Origin of the sequence: Anabaena sp. UHCC 0399 (genome assembly GCF_034931465.1) — a bacterium.
Classification (GTDB): domain Bacteria; phylum Cyanobacteriota; class Cyanobacteriia; order Cyanobacteriales; family Nostocaceae; genus Trichormus; species Trichormus minutissimus.
On the sequence record NZ_JAYGGZ010000005.1, the window covers coordinates 92,840 to 106,197 of the forward strand.

8 protein-coding genes are annotated in these 13,358 nt (G+C 42.9%); 5 read left to right on the forward strand and 3 right to left on the reverse strand.

Translation table 11 applies throughout. The annotated features are described in order from the left end of the window. Nucleotides 1–60 precede the first annotated feature (60 nt). Nucleotides 61–2,781: a zinc-dependent metalloprotease gene (locus VB693_RS04250; protein WP_323265182.1), complete on the forward strand. Its 2,721-nt coding sequence runs from the start codon at nucleotides 61–63 to the stop codon at nucleotides 2,779–2,781. A 507-nt stretch (nucleotides 2,782–3,288) separates the two neighbouring features. Here the strand turns inward: VB693_RS04250 and VB693_RS04255 are convergent. After that, nucleotides 3,289–3,777 carry a hypothetical protein gene (locus VB693_RS04255; protein ID WP_323265183.1) on the reverse strand — a complete coding sequence of 163 codons (489 nt, stop codon included), beginning with the start codon at nucleotides 3,775–3,777 and terminating at the stop codon, nucleotides 3,289–3,291. 461 nt (nucleotides 3,778–4,238) lie between these two features. On the opposite strand from VB693_RS04255, the gene VB693_RS04260 reads away from it, so the two are divergent. Further along, complete coding sequence (locus tag VB693_RS04260; protein WP_323265184.1) at nucleotides 4,239–8,480, forward strand: PAS domain S-box protein; 4,242 nt, start codon at nucleotides 4,239–4,241, stop codon at nucleotides 8,478–8,480. Between the two features lie 12 nt (nucleotides 8,481–8,492). After that, nucleotides 8,493–9,569: a hybrid sensor histidine kinase/response regulator gene (locus VB693_RS04265; RefSeq protein WP_323265185.1), complete on the forward strand. Its 1,077-nt coding sequence runs from the start codon at nucleotides 8,493–8,495 to the stop codon at nucleotides 9,567–9,569. Nucleotides 9,570–9,699: 130 nt separating this feature from the next. On the opposite strand, the gene VB693_RS04270 is transcribed toward VB693_RS04265, so the two are convergent. Together VB693_RS04270 and VB693_RS04275 are read right to left on the reverse strand one after the other, a co-directional pair. Further along, complete coding sequence (locus VB693_RS04270) at nucleotides 9,700–9,870, reverse strand: hypothetical protein (protein WP_323265186.1); 171 nt, start codon at nucleotides 9,868–9,870, stop codon at nucleotides 9,700–9,702. A 134-nt stretch (nucleotides 9,871–10,004) separates the two neighbouring features. After that, a complete protein-coding gene (locus VB693_RS04275; RefSeq protein ID WP_323265187.1) occupies nucleotides 10,005–11,297 on the reverse strand; it encodes a DEAD/DEAH box helicase in 1,293 nt (430 codons plus the stop codon). A 308-nt stretch (nucleotides 11,298–11,605) separates the two neighbouring features. Here VB693_RS04275 and VB693_RS04280 point away from each other — a divergent pair, with 308 nt between their 5' ends. Then, complete coding sequence (locus tag VB693_RS04280) at nucleotides 11,606–12,640, forward strand: phosphatase PAP2 family protein (RefSeq protein ID WP_323265188.1); 1,035 nt, start codon at nucleotides 11,606–11,608, stop codon at nucleotides 12,638–12,640. Nucleotides 12,641–12,751: 111 nt separating this feature from the next. Continuing rightward, nucleotides 12,752–13,315, forward strand: coding sequence for a Uma2 family endonuclease (locus VB693_RS04285; RefSeq protein ID WP_323265189.1), 564 nt, complete (start codon nucleotides 12,752–12,754; stop codon nucleotides 13,313–13,315). Nucleotides 13,316–13,358 lie beyond the last annotated feature (43 nt).

The window sequence follows — 13,358 nt, forward strand, 5'->3', positions numbered from 1 at the left end:
ACGGAATAGCTATCGATTTTGTCCTCAACAAGAGAATCGCTTCAGGCAGAAAACTAAAGAATGAAATACTGGATAACTAAAGTAGTAATCTTGACTTTTTTATTGTATAACTTATTACTAAATACCAATTATGCCAGAGCCGACCAGCTTGCAAATCCTGATGTTCAGCAATTAACCGCAGTCTCGATAGGGGAAAAATTAGCAATTGCTGACAATAATCTTGGGGAGAGTAGAAAAGAAGATTTTTGGCAATTTCGAGAGCTATTTAAGGGAAAAAACAAATTAGAGGGACTTTTCACACTTTATAGTCGGGAGAATTCTGGGGAAATTTACTTGGAAATTCAGCCAGAACAACTAAATAAAAATTATTTAGCTACAGTGACATTAGAATCAGGTATTGGTGAGGCGGGGATTTATAGCGGATTACCGCTTGCTGATTACCTGTTTTATTTTTGCCGAGTTAACAATAATTTGCACTTTGTTGTGCGTAATGTTAAATTCCGTACAGAACCAAGTGAAGCAGAACAGCGATCGCTAGCTCGTTCTTTTAGCGACTCAGTTCTTTATTCACTGGAAATAGAAAGTATTGATCCGCGTAGTAAAAATATTCTAATTAATCTGGACGATCTGCTCATGCAGGATTTTCCTGGATTAACTCCCCTCTTGAAATACTCTTTACGGGCTGATTATCGGCTAGAAAGGAGCAAATCTTATTTTGGTGATGTCAAAAGCTTCCCAGAAAATGTAGAAATTGATGCAATATATGGTTTTTCATCACCAGAAGGAGCAGATTTAGTCACTTTACCCGATAGTCGCTCCCTTACCTTGAAAGTACACTACAGTTTTTCTCAACTTCAAGAACACAACGGCTATATTCCCAGGTTAGCTGATGACCGAGTGGGATATTTTATTACTGCCTTCCAAGACTTCTCGAACAATCACAGCCAAGAACCCTTTGTACGTTATGTCAACCGTTGGCATCTCGAAGCATCCAATCCCAACGCACCCTTATCACCACCCAAACAGCAAATTGTGTTTTGGATTGAGAATGCTGTACCCCCGCAGTATCGTGAGGCTATTCGTGAAGGTGTGCTGATGTGGAACAAAGCATTTGCCAAAGCAGGATTTGAAAATGCGATCGCAGTCCAACAAATGCCAGATGATGCTGACTGGCAACCAGGGGATGTTCGCTACAACACCATTCGCTGGTTTAATTCTTTAGATGCAGGTTTTGCCAAAGGGCCAGTACGAATTAACCCCCTCACCGGCGAAATCTTAGATGCAGATATTATCATCGATGCCAACATGGTGCGATCGGTTCAGCAAGAATATCGCGCACTGATGGAAGAAAATAACCTATGTCAAGAGGCAGGAAGCAAAAGGCAGGAGAAATATATTAAGCAGGTGTATTCCCCTACACCTCTACCCAATTCATCGGAATCTTGCTATAGCCAACATACTTCAGAGCAAGCTGCTATGGGGGCATTGGCGTTATCACTGTTGCAAAATACTCAACCGAGTAGTGAGGCGATGCAGGATTATGTACATCAATATTTGCGTTATCTCATCGCCCATGAAGTCGGACACACTCTCGGTTTGCGTCACAACTTCCACGGCAGCACTATGTTAACGCCGGAAGAATTAAATAACACTGAAATCACCCATAATAAAGGTTTAGTTGGTTCGGTGATGGACTATCTACCGGTGAACATCGCACCACAGGGAGTCCAGCAAGGTGAATATTTCCCCAGTGTGATTGGCCCTTACGATGAATGGGCAATTGAATATGGATATAAAAACAGTCCTCACGCCGTCGGTGAGATGATCCATCCAGAAGCGGAAAAGAGCTTTTTGCAGCAGATTGCCTTGGCATCACCTCAACCAGAGTTATCTTATGCAACTGATGAAGATATCTGGGATATCAATCCTCTAGCCAATGTTTGGGATATGAGTAGTGATGTACTAGTTTATTCCCAGTGGCAAATGGATAATGCCCGTGTGATGTGGCAACGCCTGGATGAGCATTATTTACCACGAGGAGAAAGCTATAGTAATCTGCGCGTCTTATTTAATCGAGTCTTGAAATATTATTTTCGTAACGCCAACTTACTTTCTCAATATATTGGTGGAGAATCGTTTCGCCGTGTTCATGCTAGTGATGATAGTTCATGGGCATTTGTACCAGTTCCACTGCTGAGACAACGTCAAGCATTGGCGAAGTTACAAGAGTATGTGTTTGCTGAGGATGCTTTTAGTTTCTCGCCACAGTTGCTAAATCAGCTAGCACCATCACGCTGGCAACACTGGGGAAGCTTTGCGCCCAATAACCGCCTTGACTATCCCATTCATGAAAGTATTTTAAGTTATCAAAGGGGAATATTGCGATCGCTATTTGACGGTGAACGTCTCAATCGTTTACGGGATCTAGAATTAAAAACCCTAGTTGGGCAAGCACTTTCCATCCCGGAATTATTCGACACCTTGCAACAAGGCATTTGGACAGAAGTTTTAGCTTCTGGGAAACCACAGGCAATTTCGAGCATCCGGCGTTCCTTGCAACAAGAACATCTGAATATTTTGCTAGAAATGGTCTTACATCAATATGATGTACCTGAAGATGGCAGGACACTGGCTTGGTATGAATTACGCCAACTGCAAAACGCCATTAATACCCAGGTAAAACAATTTGGGGAAAAACTGGATACTTATACTTTAGCCCACTTAGAATTTTCTAGCGATCGCATTACAAAAGCATTAAACGCACAATTATTTTCACAGTAAAAAGTGATGCGTGCTGAGTAAGAAGAGTATTCAGCACTATCAACGATGATGAAATTTTCTTTACCGAAAATATGGGTCTAAAGCCCCGTCCTTCTAGGACGGCTTTTTGTGATAGAGTTAAATTGTCTCAGGTAGAATATCCGCCGATACAGGACGACTCAAATGAGTGAAACACGACGGGTCGGGAAACAATAAAGACAACTCGGTGGCGAAAACGAGTGTAATCATAGCTAGCGAAATCAACACAGTAGCACAAACCAGAAAACAAAAGATTTTTGTCCATAAACGTATCGTGAGGCGCACGAAAACGCTAGTTTTATACTAGTAAGTCTCTGAAGATGTAGCCCTCTGGGGTCAGCTAAGTTAAGCTCGTTAATTGGTTCTGTTGAACGGTTAATTGGTTTAAGCATTGCCAGTAATGGATAGTTGATTTTAAGGCGTGTCGATGAAAGAGAAAGCCTAAAAAGTGATTTTTAGAATCACCGCCCTAAAAGTGCGGTGAGAACGTCAACTCTGCCTTCGTTTTCGCTGGCGAGGCAATTTATCGGCTGCACAGAGAATGCCAGTTTGAGGATGAATATAGAAGTGATCGTAATGGCTGACATTTAACTGAATGCGGTAGCCCCGATAAGGCTGACTGTAAAGACTACCATCAATTATTTCTACATGACGTTCAACATAGTCCCACACATGAGCCAGAACGTGTTGTCCTGTCATTGTGTTGGGATCTAATTTTTTACACAGTTCGCTGTAAACATCATTCCACGGTTGTCCGACTTGCGATCGCAAAAACCGACGTAGAGGGCTGAGATGATCTGAAAGATATTTAGTTCTGTTTGTTGCTTTAATCAGGTAGGGATTCAACAATCCATCTTGACTCGCTTCCTCAGTCAGTTTGTGTAATTGCTTTTTGAAGCCTGTCAGCTTTTTAAGGCTAATTCTCATCCCATGTCGAGGACGTTCAATCACAATTTTGCTCAAACGATGTTCGCTCATCCTCAAATTATTTAAATATATTTGTATTAAATTTCCCAGCCTGTTTTCCTGTGTTATCTAAAGACTTGGGATTATTCACATTTAAAAACAGAAAACAATCTCTCATTAGATATAAAAATATTTAGGTATTTGCTGATTATCTATTTTTACGACACTTGACTAGTTATATTTATTAATCAATAATAACAAAATTGCTGAAATCGTAATTAAATACTGCACATAAAATGGAATTATTAATATTTTTTTGGCATAGAACAAGGGAAACGAAGACAGCATTAACCTTGGTAGTGAGAACAATTAAACATTTTATAGGATGCAGGCTAAAATAGTTGATGTTTGCGCTTTTATCTGTAAGTGGATAACAGCAACTCAAAAATCCACAACTACAGACTCAACTCTAGTAGGGGATTTTGTAAAACAGCACCAAGAGTAAACACACTATTAACATTTCACCAACTAGTATGTCTAGTTGGGAGGAATATTACAACCTAGTTATGAGTCATCCCTCCTGCCTAACCATCCTGTTGATTGATAATTGCATCGAAGAGCGGGTAATATTTCGTCAGTTTTTGCAGGAGGATAGCCTATATAACTATCGTATTTTGGAATTTGAAACGGCAACACAGGCAATGGCATGGTGTCAGCAGGGGATATCAGATATTATTTTGCTAAATTTTAGGTTGCCCGATGGAAATGGACTGGCGTTTTTGGAAGAATTTAGGAAACTTGTGAGTAATACACAATCTGCGATTATCCTGTTGACAGAAGAGGATAATGCAGCGATCGCAGTTCGGGCGATGAAAAGCGGCGCACAAGATTATTTAGTCAAAAGCAAACTCACACCGGCAACTCTACAAAAGGCAATTCATGATGCAGTGGAACAGAGGCATCTGCATTGGCAATTAGAACAAAGTCGGGAACAAAAACAACTTATTAGTGCGATCGCTTTACGGATTCTTCAATCACTGAATTTAAAAGAGATTTTAGCTGTTACAGCAAAAGAAGTGCGCCAGTTTTTACAGACAGATAGGGTAGTAGTTTATCAATTTGACTCAGATATGAGCGGTACTGTAGTGGCGGAGTCAGTGCTGCCAGGTTGGACGGTAAGTTTGGGGAAACAGATTCAGGATACCTATTTTCAACAGAGAACGGGAGCAGAATATAGCCTAGGAAAAACACGGGCAATCAATCATATTGATCAAGCTGACTTAACAGACTGTCATGTGCATCTGCTGGAACAATTTGAAGTCAAAGCTAATTTAGTCGTGCCAATTGTGGTGAGAAATCGCTTATGGGGGTTATTAATTGCTCACCAATGTACTGCACCACGTCAGTGGCAATCAGTAGAACTAGAATTATTAGATCAACTAGCATTACAAATAGCGATCGCCATTCAACAAGCAAGTGCTTACGAGATAGCGCATACACAACTGAGAGAACGCAAACGCACCGAGAAAACTCTCAGAGAAAGTCAAGAACGCTGGCATTTAGCACTACGCGGCAGCAATGATGGGATTTGGGACTGGAATGTCAAAACTAATCAGGTGTTCTTCTCGGCACGCTGGAAACAAATGCGGGGCTTCATGGAGGATGAAATTAGCTCCAGCTTAGAAGAATGGTTCATCCGCATACATCCCGACGATCGCGATCGCGTCATGATGGCGGTGGCTGACTATTTTGCCCACAAAACTCTATTCTTCCAAGAAGAATATCGAGCGCAATGCAAAGATGGTTCTTACCTGTGGGTATTAGACCGGGGTCAAGCACTATGGGATGAAGCAGGCAACGTCACACGGATGAGTGGTTCAGAAACAGATATTACCACTCGTAAACAAGCAGAAGCTCAGTTTTTTGACCTGATCAATCTGCAACAAGCCATCCTAGAATGCACCGATTATGCAATCATTTCTACCAACTCTCAAGGTATAATTCAAACCTTTAACACTGCTGCCCAGAAAATGTTGGGTTATACAGCCGAGGAAGTGGTGGGTCAAGTAACTCCACTCATCTTTCACGACCCGGAGGAACTCAAGGCACAAGCACAAGCACTCTCACAAGAACTGGGGTGTGAAATTGCCCCTGGTGGCGAATTGATCCTCAAAAATCAGTTAGGTAGCAGTCAGGATGAGTGGACGTTTATTCGTAAAGACGGCTCGCGTTTTCCTGTATCTCTATCGGTTAAGCCCTTATGCAATTCAGCAGGAGAGATAATTGGCAGTGTTGGTATTACCCAAGATATCACCCAACAAAAACAGATTGAAGCCCAACTCAGCAAAAATGCAGCTAACCTCGCTGCTGCCCAAAGGATTGCTCATTTAGGTAGTTGGGAGATGAATTTGCAAACCCAAGAAGTAATCTGGTCAGAAGAAGTCTTTTACATTTTTGGGCGTAATCTTGAGTCTGGTATGCCCAGCTATGACGAGATGCTCCAGAGTATACATCCAGATGATCGTGCGCATCGCGACCTTGTGGTAGAAGAAGCGATCGCCCTGGGGCTATGTTATGAACTAGAGTATCGTTTTTATCGCCCAGATCAAAGTTTACGTTATTTATTTTCACGAGGCGAAGTCATACTTGATGATGATCGTCAGCCAATACAGTTAATCGGCATTATCTTAGATATTACCGAGCGCAAACAAGCTGAACAAGAACTGATCCGTAACAGGGATTTACGGGAGGTAATTTTCAACGAATCTGCCGATGCTTTGTTTCTGGTTGATCCAGTATCACTAATCACTCAGGATTGTAATCGACGAGCAGTAGAATTATTTGAAGCTAATAACAAAGCAGAACTACTGGGGATTGAAGGGCATTCACTCCAGCGTCGTCAATTCTCTCCAGATGAGATGGTTGCCATCGTTGTACAAATAGAGACTGAGGGGTTTTGGAGTCGAGAAATTGAATATGTGACTCGTCAAGGCAATTTTTTTTGGGGAAACATTGCTGCCAAGCCCATTTCTATCGCTGGTCATACCATGAATTTAGTGCGAGTAACTGACATCAGTAATCGCAAGCAAGCTGAACAAGAATTGCATGAATCACGCACAATGCTGCAATTGGTACTAGATACCATTCCCCAACGTGTCTTTTGGAAAGATTGCCAATTAACCTATGTAGGTTGTAATCCCGCATTTGCCAGCGATGCCCAACTATCACATCCCGATGCGGTTATCGGCAAGACAGACTTTGACTTACCTTGGAAAAAACAAGCAGATAATTATCGTGCAGACGATAAAACTGTGATCGCTACGGGAACTTCCAAACTCGGTTATGAAGAACCAATGGGACACCAGGATGGCTCGTATATATGGGTAAGGACAAGCAAAGTTCCCCTGACTAACAGCACAGGTGAGGTGATTGGCATCTTAGGGTCTTATGAAGATATCACCGAGCGCAAACACGCAGAAGCACAATTGAGGCAGACAAATGAGCAATTAGCCAATGCCAACACCGAACTGGCCCGCGCCACTCGCCTCAAAGATGAATTTTTAGCTAATATGAGCCATGAATTGCGAACACCACTCAATGCAATTTTAGGTATGTCTGAGGGGTTTCAGGAAAATGTCTTCGGTGCGATTAATGAACAGCAAGCAAAAGCGATCGCCACCATCGAACGCAGTGGTAGACACCTCCTAGAACTAATCAATGACATCCTCGACTTATCCAAAATTGAATCAGGCAAACTGGAACTACAACTGAGTGACGTGGCGATTAAAAACCTTTGTCATGACAGTTTGGCCTTGATCAAACAGATGGCATGGAAAAAAAATATTCGCCTCATGACTGAGATTCCTGATCATCTTGGCAGTATCCAAGGAGACAATCTCCGTTTGCGTCAGGGACTCATTAACCTACTGAGCAACGCCGTCAAGTTCACCCCAAATGGAGGAACGGTGACGCTTAAGGTTTGGCTCGAAGGGGTAGAGGGGCAGGGGGGCATTACCGCTTCACCGTTTCCAAAGGGTAGGTTTTCCTTATCTCCCTCTGTCCCCAATCCCCAATCCCCTCACATCTGCTTCTCAATCACTGACACCGGCATCGGTATCCTCCCTCAAGACATCAGCAAGCTATTTCAACCTTTTATGCAACTGGACAGCAACCTTAATCGCCAATACAACGGTACAGGTCTAGGTTTGGCACTGGTAAAACGAATTGCTGCCTTACATGGCGGAATGGTCTGTGTCACCAGTCAAGTCAGACAAGGAAGTTGTTTTACTCTTCGTATTCCCTATATAACCAGCGATCATATTCCTATAAACCAGGTAATAGCTTCGTTACCCAAGCACGTCTGTGGTGATTTGCCCGTGATGGATATAGTAGCGAAACCTACTTTGGATCATCCTGTGATTTTGCTGGCAGAAGATCATCAAGCCAACATCGAGACAATGTCCGGCTATCTTGAAAGTCGAGGATATCGTCTGGCGATCGCCAACAATGGCCAACAAGCCATTGACCAGGTTCATCTCCAACATCCCGACTTAATTGTGATGGACATTCAAATGCCTATAATGGATGGATTGGAAGCTATACGGCGTATCCGTGAGCAGCCACAATTTCAGCATATTCCTATAATTGCATTAACAGCACTAGCCATGCCGGGCGATCGCGAAACTTGTCTAGCTGCCGGTGCTAACGAATATTTGACCAAACCTGTAAAACTCAAACAGCTGATAGTGACCATTCAACAACTTTTAACGAGGTAGTGGAAATTTTCAATGACTAATCAACCCTCTATTCTGGTAATTGATGATGAACCGGATAACTTTGATGTTGTTGAAGCGTTATTAGATAGTGAAAACTACCAACTACATTATGCTTCTACTGGTCAACAAGCCATTGCTCGCCTCCATACTTTTCAGCCTGATGTAATTTTGTTAGATGTGATGATGCCTGATCTAGATGGTATGGAAGTATGCCGACAGATCAAATCTGACCCGCAATGGCAAACACTGCCTATTATTATGGTGACAGCATTAACCACTAAAGAAGACCTGGCGCGGTGTGTAGCCGCAGGGGCTGATGACTTTATTAGTAAACCCGTGAACGGTGTGGAGTTAAGAGCTAGAGTTCATTCCATGTTGCGGATCAAGCAGCAGTACGATAAATTACAGACCTTGCTATGTCTACGAGAAGATATGGTCAATATGATTGTCCATGACCTGCGAAACCCGCTTACCAGCATTGTACTCTCCAATGAGATTCTCCGGTTGCCAGATTTATCGTTTTTACACCAACAACGAAAGTTAGATCAAATAAGCATCGCATCCCAACAAATGGAATCATTGATTGATAGCTTGCTCATCATGGCCAAGTTAGAATCTGGCAAAATGGTTCTGAACTATACAGAATTAGACCTACGTGCGCTTTGCATTTCCGCCTTGGCAGATGTTGAGGCGATCGCTCTCCAAAAAAACCTTCGCCTCGTCAATGAATTACCCGATCCTGGTGGCATGATCAAAGCCGATGCACCCATCTTTCGCCGCATCCTGGATAATTTACTCTCTAATGCGATTAAGTTTTCCCCGTCACACTCTCAAGTTACCTTGAAAGCAGAGTATTTAACAGCAGGAGCTAAATTGCAAGTCCTTGATTCCGGTTCGGGAGTTGCTCATAACTTACGACAAAGCATTTTTGAGAAATATGAGATTGGCACGCGGATGCAAGAAATTTCACAAATTGGTTTAGGATTAGCTTTTTGCAAAATGGCAATTGAGGCACATTGCGGTACTATTACTGTTGAAGATAATCATCCCAAGGGTACTATTTTTACAATCTTATTGCGGTCTGTTTGAGGCAGTCTGTTTGAGGCAGGGGGAAAGAAAAATATTATTAGGTCTACTAGTTCATCAAGTTTGAATTGATGGATAAGCAAGTTTGTAGTAAGGACTTTAGTCCTTAGAAAAATCATGACTAAAGTCCCTACTACAAACCATCAAAACTAACTTGACACAGCACTACCACTTCTTCTAGGATACAAGGCGATCGCTTGACCCTACCAATTTTAGATTTTGCGGAAAGTTCTGTAGGCGGGTTTCCCAACCTAGGAAACTTTTCAAGACGGATTTTGGATTTTAGACTGGTTTTTCGGCTCAAGCCCCGTCTCTTTGTGGGCAAAATAAATCTAAAAGACGCTCTCTACGTTTGCGGAGCGTGTCTTAGACAGACGCTGCGCTATGCAAATTTAAAATCTAAAATTGTTTGACTTTGAAGACAGTCGCGACTCATTTCTATTTTTTTATAGGACGAGCATCAGACTTTTGCCCACCTGTTATGGTGCGCTGTGACGATTTTTTAGCTGTAGAGCGAACCGGACGTTTACTACCTTGAGGTCTGTGCTTGCGTTCATCTAGAATTGGTTCGGTCTTGGTGGGGGAATTTGCTCCCAAGCCAGCAACCACTCCAACAGGTAATCGCTGTTCAATTAGTTTCTCGATATCTGCCAACAACTGGTATTCATCGACGCATACCAGCGATACAGCTTCACCTGATGCACCAGCACGACCAGTACGACCAATGCGATGAACGTAATCTTCTGGTACATTGGGCAGATCGAAATTGACCACATGGGGTAGTTCGCTGATGTCCAGACCTCGTGCGGCAATGTCCGTTGCTACCAATACTTGTAAAGTGCCGTCTTTGAACTTCGCCAGAGCGTGGGTACGCGCCGACTGGCTCTTATTACCGTGAATCGCTAGTGCTTGAATACGCTCTTGGCCTAACTCCTTAACCAGACGATCAGCACCATACTTAGTACGAGTAAATACCAGCACTTGATACCAGTTGTCCTGCCGAATCAGGTGCGCTAGTAATTGACGTTTCCTGTCACGCTCTACTTTGTAGATTTTCTGTGCCACTGTGTCGGCGGTAACGTTGCGGCGTGCTACCTCGATCATCTTCGGTTGATTAAGTAGCCCGGTGGCGAGCGCCTTGATTTTTTCCGAGAAGGTGGCGAAGAACAGCAGGTTTTGTCGCTGTTTGGGCAGTAGCGAGAGAATGCGCCGGATATCACGAATAAAACCCATGTCCAACATCCGGTCTGCTTCATCCAGCACCAATATCTCAATATGTGACAGATTTATCGTACCTTGCTGCACATGATCTAGTAGTCGTCCTGGTGTAGAAACGAGAATATCCACACGACCCTTCAAAAGCCGTTTCTGCGGATTAATGCTGACCCCGCCAAACATGGCCATCGTGTGCAAATTTAGGTACTTACCGTACTCACGCACGCTTAACTCTACCTGTGCGGCAAGTTCACGAGTCGGGGTGAGAATCAACGCCCGGATCGGTGAGTGTGCATTAGATATATGATTGACGCTACTGTCGGCAGACAATCGATGCAGAAGCGGCAGCGTGAAGCTGGCAGTCTTTCCAGTCCCCGTTTGTGCGCCAGCTAGCAAATCACGCCCCGACAAGACGGCAGGAATCGCCTGTGTCTGGATTGGCGTGGGTTTGGTGTAACCCCGTTCGGTGACGGCACGGATAATTTCTTTGGACAAGCCGAGATGAGAAAAAGACATAAAACTCCAGAATTAACATCGGCCTGTCGCCAGTGGCGGCATCAGTTTGAGGCGGACGGATGATTTGCAAGGCTAGATGGGCGGTAAACGCCAAGACTGAAAGCGAATGCCGCAATTCTGCATTTTAACAGAGTATAGTTAGTTGTGTCGTGATGTTTTCAGACTTTAATATTTACCAAAAAACCTTTAAAGTTCTCTGTTCTGGGGAGGTTTTTGAGTATTTGCGCGATGGCGTAACCGCCCAGCGTAGCTGATCGCCCATACTAAAAGACGGTACGGTTAAAGTAACTGGTGCAAGAAATTGGTCTTTGGAGCAGCGATTCATCGCTGCTCTAAAATATACTTATAATTCAAAATGGACTTCTGGGACGATGAACGGGCATGAGAATAATCTCTCGCATGAGCATGGTTTGATTCAGGCAATACATACATCTGTCAAAGGTAGAGCCAGATTCAAGGTGAAAGGACTGCATCTTTCCGAATTTATGGGAAAATACATTGAGTCTCGGCTATTAGAAGAGAAAAACGTTGACCAAGTACGTGCTAACCATTTGACAGGCAATGTACTGGTGATTTTTAGTCCTGATTTTAGGCATAGCGCGATCGCTTCCCGACTCCAAGATATTGTTTTAGATTATAGAAAATTCCCTAAAAATCTATCGATAACGACAGTTGCAGCACCAATACAGTTGGCAACTATGCCGATGCAGCCACGATTAGACAAACTCAACAGTCAACTGATTATCGGATCTGCGGCTGCTACCACCCTAGTTTTAAGCAGTGGAATTTTATACAAGAATGGTTTAGATGAAAGCATTTTGCTAGGGCTGCAAAACCTGCATAACCCCCTGCTGGATGGCATCATGAAGGGGATAACTATGTTGGGTGAGCCGGTAATTTTTCTGTCAATTTGTTCAGCACTAGGAATTAATCTCTGGCAGAATCAACGCCGCCGAGAAGCAACTACTTTGGCTATAGCAACAGTCGGTGCAGTGGGTTTAAATGTGCTGTTCAAAGAAATTTTCAGAAGGGCGCGTCCCACACTTTGGAATTATATTGTCAATGCAGTTCACTATAGTTTTCCTAGTGGTCATGCAATGGTTTCGACAGCAATTTATGGCTGCATTGGCTACATTTTGGCGAAGCAATTTCCCCAATGGCGCAAGGAGATTTTAGGTTCAACCACAGCGATAATTTTGGCAGTAGGTTTTAGTAGACTCTATTTGGGAGTACATTGGCCTACTGATGTTTTAGCTGGATATGCCGCAGGTTTATTGTGGTTAATTTTCTGTATTCTTTATTTAGAATGGCAGCCAAATTATCGCTTTTCAAGTAGTTTTTAATGTTGATGAGGGGTGTAGGGGTATTAAGAGGATGTTTGAAAAGTTTTAGTCCTACTAAACTTTTAAATACAGGTAACTAATATTAGCAACAAAGGCACGAGGAAAGGTTCGATGAATACTGTTGTGCTTAATCTAGAACCGATTGCTCATTTAACTGATGAGCAATTTTATCAATTGTGTATTGCCAATAGTGATTTAAGCCTGGAAATGAATGCAGCCGGAAAATTAATAATTATGCCCCCAGTCGGAGGAGAAAGCGGAAATCAAGAAGCAGACCTAATTACAGACTTGAACAATTGGAATCGTCAAGCTAAATTAGGAAAAGTTTTTAGTTCTTCAACTATCTTTATACTTCCGAATGGTGCAAAACGTTCCCCTGATGTGGCTTGGGTAAAGTTAGAACGCTGGGAAGCTTTAACACTAGAACAGCGAAAAAAATTTCCGCCACTTGTACCCGATTTTGTCATTGAACTGCGTTCCGAGACAGACCGGCTTGCATCTATCCAAGCGAAAATGCAGGAATACATAGAAAATGGTTTGCGTTTGGGTTGGCTAATTAATCCTCAAGATCAGCAAGTGGAAATTTACCGACTTTTGAAAACTGTAGAAGTTATTCAAATGCCAGCGATTATTTTTGGAGAAGATATATTACCTGGATTTGAGTTGCAAGTATAGGCAGGCGATAAGTCTGACAAGAAATAACACGATTTGCTGACAA

Coding starts and splice junctions, on each gene's coding strand:
- VB693_RS04255 (WP_323265183.1), bottom strand. CDS start 3,777: ATGAGCGAACATCGTTTGAGCAAAATTGTGATTGAACGTCCTCGACAT.
- VB693_RS04275 (WP_323265187.1), bottom strand. CDS start 11,297: ATGTCTTTTTCTCATCTCGGCTTGTCCAAAGAAATTATCCGTGCCGTC.
- VB693_RS04285 (WP_323265189.1), top strand. CDS start 12,752: ATGAATACTGTTGTGCTTAATCTAGAACCGATTGCTCATTTAACTGAT.
- VB693_RS04260 (WP_323265184.1), top strand. CDS start 4,239: ATGTCTAGTTGGGAGGAATATTACAACCTAGTTATGAGTCATCCCTCC.
- VB693_RS04265 (WP_323265185.1), top strand. CDS start 8,493: ATGACTAATCAACCCTCTATTCTGGTAATTGATGATGAACCGGATAAC.
- VB693_RS04250 (WP_323265182.1), top strand. CDS start 61: ATGAAATACTGGATAACTAAAGTAGTAATCTTGACTTTTTTATTGTAT.